We start from the raw sequence: 16,127 nt of genomic DNA, 5'->3' as shown, positions 1-16,127 counted from the left end.
TTGTCTGTCGTACACCGCAGCGACTGCGACGCCGACAGCAAGTAACTGAGCCGCTGCCACGCCGAGAACCTCGCTGTAATCGGTCTATTGCTCTTGGCAGCAACGGTAAACCGAGTGAGCGCTCACCTTCTACTCCTCTTTGCGCGACCGATCTCGACCGCGTCCGCAGCCGGTTACCAGGCGGTTCAACGGATCAGCGGAAGGTTCGAGCGGTGCGGGGTGCGGCAGGACATAGCGAGGTGCTCACTTTTTGGTGGCCGCGAGTTCGGCGTTGACCCAGGCCGCCATCATCCGAGCCGTCATCCGGATCGACTCCTCGCGCTGCTGGCTGTCCACCTCCAGCGCCGAAGCGCGAAGCACCGCAGCGAAACCGGTGTTGATCAGCACGAAGGTCATCACGTCGTACCGGTGGTCGTCGCCCGGACCGAGCATTTGGATCACCAGCACCTTCATCAGCAGCCGCAGGCGGGGTTCGAACTCGGGGATGCCGCTGTTGTAGAACTGCACCCCGGCGACCAGTGCCCGCACCAGCAGCGCGTTTTCGACCAGCACGTCGGCGATGACCGCAAGGATCCGGTAGATCATCTCCTCGCTCGGCTTGTCCCCGAGGCCGAACAATCCCTGGGAGAAGCGCCGCTCGACATTCTCGAGCAAGCGTCGCAGCAGTTCTTCGACCATGACCGAACGGTCGGCGAAGTATCGGTAGACCGTGCCGATGCTCACCCCGGCCGCCGTCGCGATCCGGTTCGTCGAGGTGTTGGCGATGCCGCGTTCGCCGAACAGCTGCGCGGCGGTGTCCAGGATGTGTTCCCTGGTCGCTTTGGCCCGCTCCTGGGTCGGACGACGGCGCTCCCCTGCGGCTTTCGGCGGCATCGGGTACTCCTGCCTGCTCGTGCTCGAAAATGAGCTTTGCTCAGTTTACGAGTATGCAAGAGTGGGTGCACCGCGTCACGCGGCACGGCGGCCAATGGAGGTGCGACAGTGGGCGATCGAGTGCCGAAGGGTCGCGTCGCGCGCGGCAGCAAGCTGGGCCGGCTGGCCGCGGAGCAGGCAGTGCGCGGAGTCGGCACCCGGTTGTCCATGATCGGGCGCACCGAAGACGCCAGGCAGCGACTGTCCGAACGCTCGACTTTGCAAGCGGCACAACAACTTGTCACCGTGCTCGGCGGGCTCAAGGGCGCGGCGATGAAACTGGGCCAGATGCTGTCGGTGCTCGATGTCGATCTGCTGCCGGAGGAGCACCGGGAGATGTTCCGGGTCAAGCTCGCCGAGCTGCGCGATCAGGCGCCGGTGGTCGCGTTTCCGGCGATGCGAACGGTGCTCGAGGACGACCTCGGGCCGCTGGCGCGCGCGTTCGCCGATTTCGACGAGACCGCGATCGCGGCGGCCTCGATCGGTCAGGTGTATCGGGCTCGGTTGCATGATGGACGTGCGGTCGCGGTGAAGGTCAAGTATCCGGGCGTGGACGACGCCGTCGAGGCGGATATGCGCAACCTGGCGATGTTCAGCAAGTTGTGGAAGTCCATGCTGCCCAGTGCGGCCGACGTGGACGTACTGGACGAGATCGCGCGCAATATCGGCAGTGAGCTCGACTATGTCCGCGAAGCGCAGACCCAGCATCGGGTTGCCGCGCACTACCACGGTCATCCGTTCGTCACGGTACCGGACAGCATCGACAGCCACTGCGGCCCAAACGTTCTGGTGACGGAGTTCCTCGAAGGGCAGCCGTATCAGCACATTCGGGGACTGCCCGACGCGGAGCGCGATCGGATCGGCGAGCTGATCTATCGGTTCTACATCAGTTCCCTGTTCGCGGACTTCGAATTCTGCGGCGATCCGCATCCCGGCAATATCCTGCTCGCCGACGACGGCAGGCTCGGGTTCGTGGATTTCGGGCTGTACCACAGCATGGACCCGGTGCATGTCGAAGTCGAGCGCGCTTGCCTGCGGGCCGCCGGCGAAAATCGGGCCGACGACCTGTACGACATGTGGGTCGAGCGCGGCATCATCGATCCCGGCTCGGGCGTCGGCGCACAGGAATGCCTGGAATACGTGTGGGCGACCGCAGGCTGGCATCTGATCGACGAGGAGATCACCATCACCCCGGAATTGGCCACGGGCGCTGTGATTCTCGCCGTCGACCCGAGGGCCGCCGAATTCCGCGGCATGCGACAGCAGCGACTGCCCGCCGAGCATGTGTTCTCCCGGCGAGCCGATCTGTTCACCTTCGCCGCACTCGGCCAACTGGCGACCACCAACAACTGGCATCGGATCGCCCGCGAATGGCTCTACCGCGAACCGCCGGTCACCGAGGTCGGACAGGAGATCGCGCGCTGGCGCGCCGATTGTCGGCGATAGAATTCGACATCGATCGAACGGAAGGGCGATACGTGACAACGAGTGAACCACAGCCGAATTCGTCGGCAGACGGTGCTTGGCGGGACAACGGAGTGCGTGTCATCAAGGCGGATTCGCTCGACTCGAACACCGCGCAGACGCCGGGGATGGACCGCGCGGCGGCGATCAATGCGGCCCGAGTCGGTGCGCAGAAGATCTGGGCGGGAACCGTCACGATCCATCCGAATGCCAAGACCGGTGCGCACCATCACGGCGAGCTGGAAAGCGTCATCTACGTTCTCCGTGGACGCGCGCGCATGCGCTGGGGTGCGCGGCTCGAGTTCGTCGCCGAGGCCGAGCCCGGCGATTTCATCTTCGTGCCGCCCTATGTCCCGCACCAGGAGATCAACGCCAGCACCGACGAACCGCTCGAATGCGTTCTGGTACGCAGCGATAGCGAAGCCGTCGTCGTCAATCTCGATATCGACCCCGTGGAGAAACCCGACGCTGTCCACTGGATCGATCCGATTCACCGAGAGCCGGATTCGGTCTGACCGACGACCCGGCCTAATGCCGAACGCGGACAACGAGTTTGCCGGTGGCGCGGTCGTGCTCCATGTCGTCGTGGGCCTGCGCCACCTGTGCCAAGCCGTCGTAGACGCGGTCCACCGGAAAGGCCAGCTTGCCGTCCGCGACCGCATCGAGGATCTCCTGGAAGGCGGCCGACGGCAGGTCGGCGGCGTCGCCGAAGTAGCCCGCCAGGCGCACGCCCCTGGGTAGGTACTCGTTCGGCGAAAAGTTTTGCACCGTCCACTGATTCGACAGGCTGCCGCTGAAGCAGGCCGTGCCGTGCACGCGCACCGCGCGCAATGTGTCGGGCAGAGTTGGCGTGCCGACGAGATCGAGGGCGGCATCGACGCCATCGGGGTACAGCTCGCGCACAGCGGGCGCGACCTCGCCGGTATCGAGCAGTGGATGGTCGATACCGTGTTCCTTCAACGAAACGAGACGCTCGGCCCGCCGGGTGGTGGACAGCACCGTGGCGCCGCGCCAGCTGGCCAGGGCGGCCGCGGCCAGTCCCACCGAGGAGGTGCCGCCGCGGATCAGCACGGACTGACCGGGTTTCAGGTCCAGGCCGATGGTGAGCGAGCCGTACGCTGTCTGCACCATTTCCGGCAGCGCGCCGAGCACCTCCCAGGGCAGGTCGGTGTCGACGGGGATGACCTGGGACAGCGGCACCGAGGTGTATTCGGCATAGCCACCATCGAAAGTGCGCCCCATATCCCCCATCATGGCGACGACCTTTTGCCCGACGACCAGACCGCTGCCGGCCGGAGCCGCGTCGACGGTGCCGGACGCCTCGATACCCGGCACCCGCGGAAAACTGACGCCCTCGCTGAGACCCAGCCGAAGCTTCAGCTCCGAGCGGTTGAGGCCGAATGCCTCGACGCGGATGCGCACCCAACCTTCCCGCTCGGGCGGGAGCGGCATGGTGGTCAACCGCAAGTTCTCGATGGGGCCGGGTGCGGAGAGTCGCACGGCGCGCATAGCGGATGTCATAGCTTGCCTTCTTCCAGGATTCGCACAAACGCTTCGGGGGCTTCGGCGGCCACGTTGTGTCCGGTCGGCAGGGTGTGCACGTGCCAGCCCGGATCACCCGAAAGTCGTTGGTAGACCTCGGTGAACGGGGTGTCGGGCCAGCCGCTCAGGTAGATGTAGTCCTTGCGCTCGACCTGCGGTGGGCCGTCGAGCTGGATCTTCTGCAGGAACGATGCGAGCGGGTGTGCGGTCGTTCGCGGATTCAGGCCCGGCGGCGGCGCGACGCTGTGGCCGTCGGCTCGGGCTCCCTGGAGGAACAGTTCCCGGAAGGCCGCAGTGGTGAGGTCGAAGCAGGAGTCGCCGTCGGCGGGGACGTAAGCGTCGCTGTAGACCAGTCGCCGGATACGTCCGGGTACGCGGGCCGCCGCTCCGGTGATGACCATGCCCGCGTAGCTGTGCCCGACCAGCACGGCGTCGTCGACGTCTTCGGCCTCGAGCACGCTCACCACGTCCTGGATGTGGGTGTCGAGGTTGGTCGCCGCGGTGCGCAGGTGGCCTCGATCGCCCAGACCCGTGAGCGTCACCGGGATGGCCGAATGACCATCGCGGCGCAGGGATTCGGCGATCTGCTGGAAATACCACCCACCGTGCCAGCCACCAGGAATCAAGACGAAAGTCGACATGACAGGCACTCTAATAGAGACACTCTAATCGAGGCAACACTAATAGTGAGATTGCTCGGTAGGATGACGGAGTGCTGACCTTGAGCGTCTTGGGATTCCTGGCCGAGGAACCGCTGCATGCCTACGAGCTGCGGGCCCGGATCTCCGGCTTGTCCGGCCACGTCCGCCCGGTCAGCGACGGCGCGCTCTACCCCGCACTCAACCGGCTACGGGAAGCCGGACTGCTCGACCGGCAAGAAGAACCCGGCCGCGGCGCCACCCCGCGCCAGGTGCTCTCCCTCACCGACGCAGGCCATGCCGAGTTACTCCGCAGACTCCGCGAGCCCGCCGACGTCGAGATCACCGACCGCAACTCGTTCCTGGTGCTACTCGCCTTCCTCGGCCGCCTCCCCGATCCGGCCGATCAGGCCCGCGTCCTGCGCCGCCGCCTGAAATTCATGGAGGGCCCCGCCAGCTACTTCTATGCCGACGGCAAACCCCTGCGCGCCACCGACATGACCGACCGATTCCGCAAGGGCATGCTCACCCTCGCCGCGACAACCAGCCGCGCGGACCGCGCCTGGCTCGAGTCCACGATTGCCGACCTCGAACAGCAGTAGGCCCCTGCGCCGCAACGAGATCCACCAAACAGAAACACGGGTGACGGCGGCTGAAGTTCAGCCACCATCACCCGTGTTCAGGCGATCAGTTGGTCGGGCTATTCGGTGATTGCTTGTAGGGGGCGCCGGCGGCCAGGGCGGCGGTGGTGAAGGACTTCTTCATCTGCGGCCAGAGGGTGCTGTCCACGCAGGAGTAGCGGGGCATGAAGCCGCCGCAGGTGCCACCGTTCGGGCCGATTTCGATGGTGAAACTGGCCAGTCCGAGGGATCCGTGCGCCTGGTCGTCGGTTGTTCCCCAGGTGGAGTAGCCGACGGTTTCTTCATCGGTGCCGACAGTGAATCCGGCGGGTACGACCTTCGTGATCAAGGTGCGCAGCTGTTCCCGGTTCTTCGGCGTCGCGGCGGTCGGAATGATCCCGTAATTCCCGTAGGAATGCAGGTCGATCACCACGCCTTTCGCGGTATCCGGGACGTCGGTGCTGCCCGCGGGGCGCTGGTTGGTGAACAGGCTGGAGTACAGCTTCTGGATATTCTGGGTCTCCGGTTCGGAGGCGGCGCGCGGCCCCTGGAAGGTCTGCGAGCACTGGTTTCTGGAGTCGCCACCCCAGCGGACGGTGAAGTTGCGGTTCAGGTCGATGCCGGGACCGTTGCCGGAGCCGTCGACGACCGAGCAGGACGAGGGCGTGCCGCTGTTGTCGACGTTCTTGCGCTGCATCTTGGGCCGGTTTCCACCGCTGGCCACCACGTCGACACCGTCCGGGTTGGTCACCGGGACAACCCACACCTCGGTGTTGTCCAGGATCGAGGTCGCGGTGGCATCGGTGCCGTAGCCGTTGGCGAGGTAATCGATCCATTTCCAAGCGATTTCGCCGGTCGCCAGTTCGCGGGCGTGGATCTGCGCGGTCAGCAGGAAGCGCGGCTTGGTCGAGGTGGGCGAAAGCGCGCAGCCGCTCGGTGCGAGCGTCGTCTTGGCCGCGGCCTTCTCCTGATCGGTCGCCTGCTTCGCGATTCCGGTCAGGCAGATGGCGTTCATGGTGTGGCCGCCGCTACCTCGGCCGGCCAGCCAGGTTTTGCCGATATCGTGCGCCTGGGCGATGCCGGGGTACTTGGTGGCGACATCCTTGGCGTGAGTGAGCATGTCCGCCGAGGTGTGGTAGCCGCCGTAGTACGTCGGGCCGAGGGAGCGCTGCTCCGAGGGCAACGACTTGTAGACCGGCTCCCCCTTCTGCAGATTCAGTCCCTTGGACCGCAGCGCCTGGGCACCGGCCTCGTCGACCGCGATCGTCACTTTGCCGGGACCCGCCGGGACCATTTCGATCCCCGCCGAGTTGAGGATGTCCACCTGCGCCTGCGACGGCACCGGAACGTCCCAATAGTAGGGCGTGTCATCGGCGGCGTTCGCCATCAGTGGACAGAAAACGAGCGTCGAAAAACCACCGACGGCCACCGCCGAAATGGTTGCAAGGAAATTGCGGAAACTGCTCATGGGCTTACCTGTCTCTCGCGCCACTTTCAGAGACCGCATTTCACGGCGTGGCGCCGTTGTTCGCGGATGAATTTCCGATGGTCGGAGATTAAACCGTTATGTCGGCTCAGTGAAACCCCAGTCGACGAGTGGGGAAAAGGGTGGACCGACCCGGCGGGTGCGCGTGACCGCCGCAGCCGTCTACCCGCCGTCGCGGGCCCGCCACGCCCGAGTCGAGCGGCCCGGCGGAGTCGCCCCGAGCCAACCGATCACGCGCTCGAACGACCCTCGCGACGGGCGGACCACCGGCACCCCACCAGGACGGGGTGTCGCTCCACAAAGACAACTAACAGAAATGGCAGACCAAACTTAAATTGCGTTGCATTCGCACCTGCATGAAGGTTTGTTTTCAATGGTTAAGACTCGACTTACATATTGTGACTATTTACCGTTTCTCACGTACAGTCGACCGTGCCGATCCGCAAGTGCGAAGCCCGCCCTGCATAACACTCGACTGATAGCCCATTGGCATCAGCCGTAATTCAGGCTCGGTAGAAAATATCGTCAAAGTACCCACGGAGGTCTCCGCGCAATGCCGCCCGCTGTCAACCATCGCATCTATCGCGGAAAACATCGAGTCAAAAAACAGCCATCGAATGGCACGCCCCGACTATTCGCCGCGCTGGTCGCCAGCTCCCTGCTCGGACCTGCCGCGCTCACCCTGACCGCCACCGCCACCGCCACAGCCGAGGCACCGAGTTTCGGCTTCCGCGCGAAGATCCAGGGCTACGACTCGGACGGCCGGGGGATCATTCATTACAACAACACGATCAAAGACGCCGGCATCGAGAACGCGGTCAAACACCTGAACTCGACACCGGGCCTGAATGTCGTGTTCAAACCCGGCACGGGCGATGGCGCCATCAAGATCACCAACGAACAGTTCCCGGGTGACGTCGCGGGCATGGGCGGTTGGGATGGCGGCCCGTTCGTCAAACTCGACCCGAAAACCCGCAACTACGACAAGGACGATCGAACCGAGGTCGCCGGACACGAACTCCTGCACTCGATCGGCCTCGATCACAACGACAGCGGCTGCAGCATCATGGCCAGCTCGGTCAACCGGTGCAACGGCGGCCCGACCCCGCTGAGCAAAGACGAGATCGGCCAGCTCAACAGCATGTACAAAAAGGGGAAGCCGGGCGAGTCGGGCGACCCGTCCAAACCGTCGAAGCCGGGCGACCCGTCCAAACCCACGAAGCCGAGCGACCCGTCCAAACCCACGAAGCCCGGCGGCCAGACCAAACCGACGAAGCCGGGGCAGGACTCCGGCGGCGATCAGCAATCCCAGCCTGGTGACGGAACCGATTCGTCCGGCGACGGCGATGGCACCTCCGACGGCGGCGACATGCCTGGTGACGACGGCGGCGACTCGTCGGGCGACGGCGACAGCAGCGACGGCGGCGACATGTCCGACGGCGGCGATAGCGGTGACCCGTCCGGCGACGGCGACGGATTCGACTGGCTCGGCGACAGCGCGGGCGGCGACTCTTCCGACGGCGGCGACATGTCCGGTGGCGACAGCGGGGATGGATTCGACTGGCTCAACGACAGCGGTGCCAATAACTCTTCCGACAGTGGTGACATGTTCGGCGGCGACACCGGCGACATGTTCGGCGGCGACACCGGCGGCAACGGCTCCGATTGGTTCGGCGACAGCGGCGGCAACAGCGCATCCGATATCGGCGATATGTTCGGCGGCGATTCCGGCGGCGACCTATTCGGCGGCGATTCCGGCGGTAATGGATTCGACTGGTTCGGCAAGGGTGGCGGCGATCAGTTCGGCGGCGGAGATCTCTTCGGCGGCGGTGGACTCGGCGACCTCGCCGATATCGGCGGCGGATTCAACACCGGCGGACTGTTCTAACACAGCGTCGGCCCGACAAATGCCGAACACCCTTGCAGTGCAAGGGCGTTCGGCATTTCTCATTTCTAGGGCACATCCTTCAGATGGGCCAGCGCCGTGACCATACGATCGGCGATACCCGGCGGCCACGGGTAGGACACGGTCGCCGCGCGCTGGTGCGCCAGCCCGTGCAGCCCGAGCCACACGGCGACGGTATCGACGGACAGATCGGTACTGGTCGACTCGCCCGCACGGACGCACTCCTGCATGAGTTCGGTGAGCATGCCCATGGTCGCGTCGCCGAGGCTGGCGACATCGGCCTCGGTCAGCGTGGTTTCGTCCAGCGCGGGCATCCAGACGCCGCCGAACATGGTCCGGTAGCGCTCGGGATGACGGTCGGCGAAGTCCAGATACGCGTGCGTCAGGGCGAACAGCCGGTCGCGCGGGTCATCGCTTGCCGCGGCCACCGCCTCTTCCAGATGCTCCGTGAGCTCGGCGAACGCCTGCTGCACGACGGCCAGCATGATGGTCGGCTGATCAGGGAAGTGCCGGTAGATCGAGGGCGCGGCGATTCCGACGCGGCGGGCGACGGACCGCAGCGTCACGGACTTTTCATCGCCGGTCTCGTCGAGTATCTCCACGGCCGCGGCCACGATGTCCTCGCGTAGCCGCGAACCCTCCCCTCGACGGTTGCGCACGCGGGTGGGAGACGAAGTCGGGTTGTCTGCCATGCCCGTTAACTTACACCTGAAAACTTATCGGCGTTGCCCCTTGAATCTTCGAAGCTCACATGCGTATGGTTACAGGTGTAATCATCCATTGAGCGCGGAGAACATCATGAACACCACCACTGTCACCACCACCGAGGTCGTGCTGCCGGGCAAGGTCGAAGCGAACGGCCTGTTGATCCGCACCCGTCCCCTCGCCGCGCCCGGCACGGGCCAGGTCGCCCTGCGGATGGACGCGACCGGCGTCTCCTTCGCCGAGCAGCAGATGCGCCGCGGCAAGTACTACGACCAGCCGCCCTTCCCCTTCGTGCCCGGCTACGACGTGGTCGGCACGGTCACCGCCGTCGGCCCCGAGGTCGATCCCGCGCTGGTCGGGCACCGGTTCGCCGCGGTCGTCAAGGTCGGCGGCTGGGCCAGCCACCTGCTGATCGACGCCGCGGATCTGGTGCCGATCCCGGACGGCGTCAGCTCGGCGGCCGCGGAGACGGTGGTGGTCAATGGAATCACCGCATGGCAGATGCTGCACCGGATGGCCAAGGTGCCCAGCGGCGCCACGATCGTGGTGCTCGGCGCGAACGGCGGCGTCGGTTCCACCCTGCTGCAGCTGGCCAGGCACGCGGGCATCAGGGTGATCGGCACGGCCTCGCCCAGGCATCACGAGATGATCCGCGAACTGGGCGCGATCCCGGTCGACTACCGCGACCCGAACATGTACCAGCGCATCCGCGAGATCGCGCCCCAGGGCGTGGACGCCGTGTTCGACCACGTCGGCGGCGCCGGCTTGGCGCAGTCCTGGGCGCTGCTGCGCAAGGGCGGCACGCTCGTGTCCTACGGCACCGCGGCGACGAAGAACGAGGACGGCAATTCCCAACTGCCGGTACTGAAGTCGTTCGCGCGGCTGCTGCTGTGGAACTATCTGCCCAACGGCAAGCACGCCCACTTCTACAACTTCTGGGCGGGCAAGCGCCAGCTCAGCACCTTCCGTAATCGCCTGCACGACGACCTCGTTCAGGTGCTGCGGCTGCTGGCCGACGGCGTCCTCACCCCGCAGATCGCCGCGCAGTTCCCGCTGGCGGACGCCGCGCAGGCGCTCGAACTCGCGGAGTCGCGCACGGTCGCGGGCAAAGTCGTCATCACCGCGTAATCGACCACCACCAGCACTGTCCGCTCAATCCTGTTCGAACCCTGAGGAATTCAGCCATGGCCACCATCGCCCTCTCCGCCCCGCCCACCACCACCCTCCGCGCAGGCGACGTCGACAACCGCGCCACCTACCTCAGCTTCACGCTCGCGTATGTCTTCGGACACGGCGCCGCCGCGCTCTCCAAAGGCACCGATCCACTGCTGAACCTGCCCGGCTGGCTGCCCATGGCGCTGCTCGGCCTCGGCCTCGCCGTCGGCACGGTCGCCGCCACCATGGCCGCGCTGCGCGCTCAGCGCGGCGCCGACAGCCGAGACATCCTGTCCGGCAAGCTACTCGGCATCTCCTGGGCCAGCGCCTTCGCCGCCCTCTTCCTCGCCATCACCGGAATCACCTCCCTGCTGGACCGAGCCGACCTGCAGTCCGTGCTCTGGCCCACCGGCGCCGGCCTCGTCGTCGGCCTGCTCTACCTCGGCGAAGGCGCCGCCCGCCGCAATGTCCTGCACTACTGCCTCGGCACCTGGCTCGCCCTGGTTTCCACCGGCGCGCTGCTGTTCGATACCCCCGGCCTCTTCTGGATGCTCACCCTCGGTGGTGGCGGTGGCTATGCCATCGCGACCGTCCTCGAACGCCGCCGCCTCGCGATCCGCCACTGAAAAACGTTCCACCGCAACAGAAGGAGTCATGATGATCTACCACGGCAACCGGATAAAGCTCCGGGAAGGCGTCACCGAGGAGCAGGCCGCAGCGGCACTGGCGAGCATGCACGAACAGGGCCGGAGCATCCCCGCGGTGCGGTCGTACATCGCCGGCCGCGAGTACGGCACCGGATTCGACTGGGGCGCAACGTTCGTCCTCGAGGACCTCGACGCCTACTGGGAGTATCTGAGCCACCCGGCGCATACCGCGTCGGTACGAATCGGACTCCCCCTGGCCGAGAACTTCCAAGCCTATGACCTCACCGATGATCTCGATCCCGACTTCGAGGCGAAGGTCGCGCAACTGCAGAAGCGCCACATCGACTCCGTCCCGGAACTCGCGGAACTGCTCGCGGCCCTGTCCTCGCACACCGGAACCAGCGCGCTCCCCTCCACCGAATAGCCACACCGATCCACTGTCCGGAGCCCGAAACCCCACGGGCTCCGGACATTTTGGCGTCTCAGGCCTCGGCCGGACGTGCTGAGCCCGCCAGCGCGACGCAAGCCGGACGCAAGGGCGGCGCAATCGCCCGCCAGCAACCTCGTTAGCATGACCCCTTCAGTAACGATCATCGGCGCCGGCCTCGGCGGACTCACCCTTGCCCGCGTCCTACACGTGCACGGCATCCGGGCCGCGGTCTACGAGGCGGAGCCCTCTCCGACGGCCCGTGCGCAGGGCGGGATGCTCGATATCCACGACTACAACGGGCAACTCGCCGTCGAGGCAGCCGACCTGATGGACGAATTCCGCGGCCTCATCCTGGAGGGCCGCCAGGCGATCCGGGTCCTCAACCCCGACGGGACGGTACTGCTCGACAAAGCCGACGATGGCTCCGGCGGCCGCCCAGAGGTGTTGCGGGCCGAGCTGCGACAGCTGCTGCTCGCCTCTCTCCCGGCCGGCACCGTCCGCTGGGGATACAAGGCCGACGGTGTTCGCGCCCTCGACGACGGCCACTACGAGGTGAGCTTCGCCGACGGCAGCACCGTCGTCACCAACCTCCTGGTCGGCGCGGACGGCGCCTGGTCCCGCGTCCGACCGCTGTTGTCCGCCGCCACACCCGAATACGCGGGCCAGTCGTTCATCGAGACCTACCTGTACGACGCCGACACCCGCCACCCGGTCGCCGCGACAACGGTCGGCGGCGGGTCGCTGCTGACACCGACGGAGGGCGCGCAGATCCACGCGCATCGGGAGAAGGGCGACACCCTGCATACCTACGTGGTGCTGCCCAAGCCGCTGGATTGGTTCGCCGCCATCGATTTCTCCGATGCCGCCGCGGCCAAGGCACGAGTCGCCCGGGAATTCGACGACTGGGCTCCGGAAATCACCGCGCTGATCACCGATGCCGACACCGCACCGGTCTGGCGCCCGCACTACGCGCTGCCGGTCGGGCAGCAATGGGACCGGGTGCCGGGCGTGACCCTGGTCGGCGACGCCGCCCACCTCACGGTACCGAACGGCGAAGGCGCGAACCTGGCCATGCTCGACGGCGCCGAACTCGGCAAAACCCTTGCCGCGCACCCTGATGACGTCGAGGCCGCGATCACCGAATATGAGCTGGCCATGTTTGCGCGCAGCACCGAGATGGCCGTCGAGGGCGTCGAGTTCTTCGAGAACCTCGCCATCGACGACAACCCGGGGCAAAGCCTGTTCAGCATGCTCCACGGCACGGAACAAACATGATGAGTTCAGGCCGCTCCTCGACGTCGCGCTTGCACCCTACCGGCCCCTGATTCCCCGCGCCCACCGGACGGCCGGAGTACTGTCCGCGTAATGGCAACCCCGTGGATCTACCGGATCGTCATCCCGGTCGACGACGTCGAGGCGGCGGCCACGTTCTACTCGACAATTCTGAAAATCCCCGGCGAGCGGGTGTGGGTGAACCGGCATTACTTCCGGTGCGGTGAAGTGATACTCGCCTGCGTCGAGCCGGGCCCCGAATCCGGCGATTTTCACATCGACGCGGACCCGCGCATCATCTATTTCGGCGTCGAGGATATCGAAGAGACGATGGAGCTGGTTCGCCGCGCCGGTCCCGCGCACGTCGACGCGTCGATCGAGGTGCAAGCCTGGGGCGAACGGTCGTTCTACGCCCAGGACCCGTTCGGCACCCGGCTCTGTTTCGTGCACGGCGCCACTATTTACGACGGCGGCAAGTTCGACGAGTAGCCGCGATCGGGTCAGCGTTGGCCCTGCACGCGGTTCTGCACGATCTGCAGCACCTGGATCAGGCTGCCCGCGAAATCCTGTAGATCGCGCAGATCCTGCAACCCGCCGTGTTGCGGATCGGTCAACGCGCTGAGGTCGAGTGCGGTTGCGGAGAAGAAGACGGCATAGGCCTTGCCCCGGAACGTCGCGTCGACCTTGGGCCGGATCACCCGCGCCCGATCGAGCAGGATGCCGAGGTCGTCGCCGGTCTTCGCCAGCGCGTCCATCAGCTGGTGAGTGTTGTCGAGCAAGCTGCCCAGCTGCTGGCCCGAGGTGTCGGCGTAGTCGCCGAGCGCGGCGCTGGTGGTGGACACCTTGGTCAGCAGATCGCCGATGGCCCTGTTGTTCTCGGCGATGGCGCCGATCATCTGCGGCAGCGTATCGGCCACCTGACCGAGCTCGCCACGGCGGGCCTCGATGGTGTTGGCCAGCGCGCTGAACTCGTTCAGCACGCCGTCGACCTTCGCGCTGTTGTCGTTCAAACTGCCGACCACACCGGTCATCTCGGTGATCAGATGCGACAGCTGACCGCCGCGACCGCCGACTATCGAGTCCAGCTCCGAGGTCAGCTTGCTCAGGCTGGCCACGCCACCGCCGTTGAACAGCATAGAGATCGAGATCAGCAGCTGCTCGACGGTCGCGCCCGCGGAGGTCTTGTCCAGGCCCAGGGTGTCGCCGTCGTGCAGCATGTTCGTGCCGGGCTCGGTCTTCGGCTTGGACACCGCGACGAACACGTCACCGAGCGGGGTGGCCTGACGCAAGGATGCTGTGCTGCCCGCGGGCAGCTCGATGTCCTTACTGATGGTCAGGTCCACAATCGCCTGAAAGTTCTTGGTCTCGATGTGGGAGACCACGCCGACATCGGAGCCGCCGATCTTCACCTTCGCCTGGTCCGGCGTATTCAGCGCGTCCTCGAAAACCGCATGCACGGTATAGGTTTCGCCGGAAACGCCGGGCCTGGGTAGCGGTAGCTTCTCCACTGTCAAACCACACCCGGAGGTTGCCGCCACGACGGATATCGCAACCACGAGCGCCCGCCCCTTGGTCTCCGAGACATTGATGATCCGCCGTGCTCGGCGCTGTGCATTCACGTCGACTCCCCTCGCCGTAGCGCGAACAGTATCAGCGAGACTCGAATACGGGTAGCGAAATCGAAGGGAGTCCAGACCGCCTGGTCACAGGAGACAATCGAGCTGTGCACTTTGTCGATCGCCGCAGCCGCTCGGTCACACCAGGCGAGCAAAAACATACCGATTCAGATTCGAGCCTCGGCAAGTGCTGAACGCAGATATGTTTTCGACCTGATATCGAGTCGGCAGTTCTGATCATCTGCCGACCGTATCGACCCGATGCGCTGAAATAACTGCTGCGGCTATAGCATCCGTGAAATGTTCATGAGGCGGGCATCATGAGTTCGGGCGGTCAGCTCACTTTCCCGAGGAGCTGGCGCCTTACGACGACGTTCCTGATCGGCGGGGTCGTTGCGATATATGTCCAGATGACATTCATTCCAATGAATCTCACCATGTTCGGGCTGTTCCAGAATCAGGTCGATCTGCGCGTCTATCGACAGGGCGCGTTTCTGCTGCGGCACGGCTGGCCGCTCTACGACGGAACGGTCATCTACAAACTCGAATACACCTATACTCCGTTCTCCGCCATCATGTTTCAGCCATTCGACCTGATGCCCTACGATCTCGCCGTCGCCGTCTGGTCGTTCCTGATCTTCGCACTGCTCTACTGGATCATCACCGCAGGATTCAAAAGCCTTGGCTACGTTATGGATTGGCGGATCCGACTGGTGTCGCTGTGTCTGGTCGCGGCCGCGGCACTGCTCGAACCGGTGCGCACCACCATCTGGTTCGGGCAGGTCAACGTCTTCCTGATGGCGATCCTCCTGTGGGATCTACTCAGGCCCGACGGCAGCCGCCTGAAAGGGTTCAGCATCGGCGTTACCGCCGGCATCAAGCTGACACCAGCGTTCTTCCTGCTCTACCTGGCCGTCACCAAACGCTGGCGCGCGCTCTCGGTAGCCATCGCCACCTTCGTCGCGACCGTCGCGCTCGGCTTCGCCTGCACCCCAACACAATCGTGGAAGTACTGGACCAGCGCGATCTTCGATCCCGCACGCGTCGGCGATCTCAACGCGGTCAGCAACCAATCGATCAACGGGATCATCGCGGTCGGCTTCCATACCGACCGCCCCAGCCCAGTGCTCTGGGCGGCGGTGGCCGTCGCCGCCGTGGCGCTCGGCATGATCGCGGCGCGTGCGGCACACCGACACGGACAGGAGCTGCTAGCACTCTCACTGACCGGCATGACAATGACGACGGTGTCACCGTTCAGCTGGGGTCATCACTGGGTGTGGTTCGTGCCCCTGCTGGTCTGCGCCGTCCACCTGGTGCTGCAGTCGCTGCGGCAACGGCGGCGCCTGCAGTTCGCGGCATGGGCAATCGCCGCATCGGCCCTGTACGCAACGGCGTTCACCTGGCGAAACCTCATACCGGAGGGCGCATTCGGCTGGCGGCCCTTCTACGGGACCGGACTGTTCATGTTCCCGGTCCCGCACTGGGCGAAGTGGTACACGGCAATGCCCTACCTGTGGGTCTTCGCGATCGCCGTCGCGCTGACCATCGCGGCGTGGGGTCCGGCCAGATCGACTGCGGCTCGTTCCCTGCCATCGGGTATTACTTCCGACCGGGGTCGTATTCGTAGGCATTCGGCGGCAGACTTGGCCGAGTCGGGAACTGGGTGATCCGCGCGTCCGTCGCTATCCCGATCTGGCCCAGCGTGGTCGGCATCATGCAGTCCCGCGATGGACG

At 65.5% G+C, this 16,127-nt stretch carries 16 protein-coding genes; 10 read left to right on the top strand and 6 right to left on the bottom strand.

Going from position 1 to position 16,127, the window contains the following annotated elements; translation table 11 throughout:
- Nucleotides 1–243: 243 nt before the first annotated feature.
- Nucleotides 244–873, bottom strand: coding sequence for a TetR/AcrR family transcriptional regulator (locus tag ABZ942_RS28885; protein WP_357387350.1), 630 nt, complete (start codon nt 871–873; stop codon nt 244–246).
- Nucleotides 874–981: 108 nt separating this feature from the next.
- On the opposite strand from ABZ942_RS28885, the gene ABZ942_RS28880 reads away from it, so the two are divergent.
- Together ABZ942_RS28880 and ABZ942_RS28875 are read left to right on the top strand one after the other, a co-directional pair.
- Complete coding sequence (locus tag ABZ942_RS28880; protein ID WP_357387348.1) at nt 982–2,358, top strand: AarF/ABC1/UbiB kinase family protein; 1,377 nt, start codon at nt 982–984, stop codon at nt 2,356–2,358.
- Nucleotides 2,359–2,504: 146 nt separating this feature from the next.
- Nucleotides 2,505–2,891 carry a cupin domain-containing protein gene (locus tag ABZ942_RS28875; protein WP_357387346.1) on the top strand — a complete coding sequence of 129 codons (387 nt, stop codon included), beginning with the start codon at nt 2,505–2,507 and terminating at the stop codon, nt 2,889–2,891.
- A 13-nt stretch (nt 2,892–2,904) separates the two neighbouring features.
- Here ABZ942_RS28875 and ABZ942_RS28870 read toward each other — a convergent pair whose 3' ends face one another.
- Both ABZ942_RS28870 and ABZ942_RS28865 read right to left on the bottom strand, forming a co-directional pair.
- Nucleotides 2,905–3,897 carry a zinc-binding dehydrogenase gene (locus ABZ942_RS28870; RefSeq protein WP_357387344.1) on the bottom strand — a complete coding sequence of 331 codons (993 nt, stop codon included), beginning with the start codon at nt 3,895–3,897 and terminating at the stop codon, nt 2,905–2,907.
- The gene (locus tag ABZ942_RS28865) at nt 3,894–4,559 is read right to left on the bottom strand and encodes an alpha/beta hydrolase (RefSeq protein ID WP_357387342.1); all 666 of its coding nucleotides are present in this window, start codon (nt 4,557–4,559) and stop codon (nt 3,894–3,896) included. The genes ABZ942_RS28870 and ABZ942_RS28865 overlap by 4 nt, the downstream gene beginning before the upstream one ends.
- A 71-nt stretch (nt 4,560–4,630) precedes the next feature.
- Here ABZ942_RS28865 and ABZ942_RS28860 point away from each other — a divergent pair, with 71 nt between their 5' ends.
- Nucleotides 4,631–5,158, top strand: coding sequence for a PadR family transcriptional regulator (locus ABZ942_RS28860; protein WP_357387340.1), 528 nt, complete (start codon nt 4,631–4,633; stop codon nt 5,156–5,158).
- 85 nt (nt 5,159–5,243) lie between these two features.
- Here ABZ942_RS28860 and ABZ942_RS28855 read toward each other — a convergent pair whose 3' ends face one another.
- Nucleotides 5,244–6,563: a M14 family zinc carboxypeptidase gene (locus ABZ942_RS28855; RefSeq protein ID WP_357387338.1), complete on the bottom strand. Its 1,320-nt coding sequence runs from the start codon at nt 6,561–6,563 to the stop codon at nt 5,244–5,246.
- Between the two features lie 652 nt (nt 6,564–7,215).
- Between ABZ942_RS28855 and ABZ942_RS28850 the strand changes: the two genes are divergently transcribed.
- On the top strand, nt 7,216–8,550 hold the full coding sequence (locus tag ABZ942_RS28850; protein WP_357387336.1) for a hypothetical protein: 1,335 nt from the start codon (nt 7,216–7,218) through the stop codon (nt 8,548–8,550).
- A gap of 65 nt (nt 8,551–8,615) precedes the next feature.
- Here ABZ942_RS28850 and ABZ942_RS28845 read toward each other — a convergent pair whose 3' ends face one another.
- A complete protein-coding gene (locus ABZ942_RS28845) occupies nt 8,616–9,260 on the bottom strand; it encodes a TetR/AcrR family transcriptional regulator (RefSeq protein WP_357387334.1) in 645 nt (214 codons plus the stop codon).
- A 106-nt stretch (nt 9,261–9,366) separates the two neighbouring features.
- On the opposite strand from ABZ942_RS28845, the gene ABZ942_RS28840 reads away from it, so the two are divergent.
- The 5 genes from ABZ942_RS28840 (at nt 9,367) to ABZ942_RS28820 (ending at nt 13,266) form a co-directional block, all read left to right on the top strand.
- A complete protein-coding gene (locus ABZ942_RS28840; RefSeq protein ID WP_357387332.1) occupies nt 9,367–10,401 on the top strand; it encodes a medium chain dehydrogenase/reductase family protein in 1,035 nt (344 codons plus the stop codon).
- A 56-nt stretch (nt 10,402–10,457) separates the two neighbouring features.
- Nucleotides 10,458–11,054, top strand: a complete 597-nt coding sequence (locus ABZ942_RS28835; RefSeq protein WP_357387330.1) for an ABC transporter permease — start codon at nt 10,458–10,460, stop codon at nt 11,052–11,054.
- Nucleotides 11,055–11,082: 28 nt separating this feature from the next.
- The gene (locus ABZ942_RS28830; RefSeq protein ID WP_357387328.1) at nt 11,083–11,499 is read left to right on the top strand and encodes a Dabb family protein; all 417 of its coding nucleotides are present in this window, start codon (nt 11,083–11,085) and stop codon (nt 11,497–11,499) included.
- 147 nt (nt 11,500–11,646) lie between these two features.
- Nucleotides 11,647–12,780, top strand: a complete 1,134-nt coding sequence (locus tag ABZ942_RS28825; RefSeq protein ID WP_357387326.1) for an NAD(P)/FAD-dependent oxidoreductase — start codon at nt 11,647–11,649, stop codon at nt 12,778–12,780.
- A 90-nt stretch (nt 12,781–12,870) separates the two neighbouring features.
- Nucleotides 12,871–13,266, top strand: a complete 396-nt coding sequence (locus ABZ942_RS28820) for a VOC family protein (protein WP_357387324.1) — start codon at nt 12,871–12,873, stop codon at nt 13,264–13,266.
- A gap of 11 nt (nt 13,267–13,277) precedes the next feature.
- Here ABZ942_RS28820 and ABZ942_RS28815 read toward each other — a convergent pair whose 3' ends face one another.
- Nucleotides 13,278–14,396 carry an MCE family protein gene (locus ABZ942_RS28815; protein ID WP_357387322.1) on the bottom strand — a complete coding sequence of 373 codons (1,119 nt, stop codon included), beginning with the start codon at nt 14,394–14,396 and terminating at the stop codon, nt 13,278–13,280.
- A gap of 422 nt (nt 14,397–14,818) precedes the next feature.
- On the opposite strand from ABZ942_RS28815, the gene ABZ942_RS28810 reads away from it, so the two are divergent.
- A complete protein-coding gene (locus ABZ942_RS28810) occupies nt 14,819–16,060 on the top strand; it encodes a glycosyltransferase 87 family protein (RefSeq protein ID WP_357387320.1) in 1,242 nt (413 codons plus the stop codon).
- Nucleotides 16,061–16,127 lie beyond the last annotated feature (67 nt).

Source organism: Nocardia sp. NPDC046473, assembly GCF_040645995.1.
Lineage (GTDB): Bacteria > Actinomycetota > Actinomycetes > Mycobacteriales > Mycobacteriaceae > Nocardia.
Note: the sequence above shows the minus strand (reverse complement) of the source record. Positions and strands in the feature narration are given on the sequence as shown.

Excerpts from the sequence above, each read along its gene's own strand:
- ABZ942_RS28885 (WP_357387350.1), bottom strand. The coding sequence starts at position 873 with ATGCCGCCGAAAGCCGCAGGGGAGCGCCGTCGTCCGACCCAGGAGCGG.
- ABZ942_RS28875 (WP_357387346.1), top strand. The coding sequence starts at position 2,505 with ATGGACCGCGCGGCGGCGATCAATGCGGCCCGAGTCGGTGCGCAGAAG.
- ABZ942_RS28870 (WP_357387344.1), bottom strand. The coding sequence starts at position 3,897 with ATGACATCCGCTATGCGCGCCGTGCGACTCTCCGCACCCGGCCCCATC.
- ABZ942_RS28865 (WP_357387342.1), bottom strand. The coding sequence starts at position 4,559 with ATGTCGACTTTCGTCTTGATTCCTGGTGGCTGGCACGGTGGGTGGTAT.
- ABZ942_RS28855 (WP_357387338.1), bottom strand. The coding sequence starts at position 6,563 with ATGGCGAACGCCGCCGATGACACGCCCTACTATTGGGACGTTCCGGTG.
- ABZ942_RS28850 (WP_357387336.1), top strand. The coding sequence starts at position 7,216 with ATGCCGCCCGCTGTCAACCATCGCATCTATCGCGGAAAACATCGAGTC.
- ABZ942_RS28845 (WP_357387334.1), bottom strand. The coding sequence starts at position 9,260 with ATGGCAGACAACCCGACTTCGTCTCCCACCCGCGTGCGCAACCGTCGA.
- ABZ942_RS28840 (WP_357387332.1), top strand. The coding sequence starts at position 9,367 with ATGAACACCACCACTGTCACCACCACCGAGGTCGTGCTGCCGGGCAAG.
- ABZ942_RS28835 (WP_357387330.1), top strand. The coding sequence starts at position 10,458 with ATGGCCACCATCGCCCTCTCCGCCCCGCCCACCACCACCCTCCGCGCA.
- ABZ942_RS28830 (WP_357387328.1), top strand. The coding sequence starts at position 11,083 with ATGATGATCTACCACGGCAACCGGATAAAGCTCCGGGAAGGCGTCACC.
- ABZ942_RS28825 (WP_357387326.1), top strand. The coding sequence starts at position 11,647 with ATGACCCCTTCAGTAACGATCATCGGCGCCGGCCTCGGCGGACTCACC.
- ABZ942_RS28820 (WP_357387324.1), top strand. The coding sequence starts at position 12,871 with ATGGCAACCCCGTGGATCTACCGGATCGTCATCCCGGTCGACGACGTC.
- ABZ942_RS28810 (WP_357387320.1), top strand. The coding sequence starts at position 14,819 with ATGAATCTCACCATGTTCGGGCTGTTCCAGAATCAGGTCGATCTGCGC.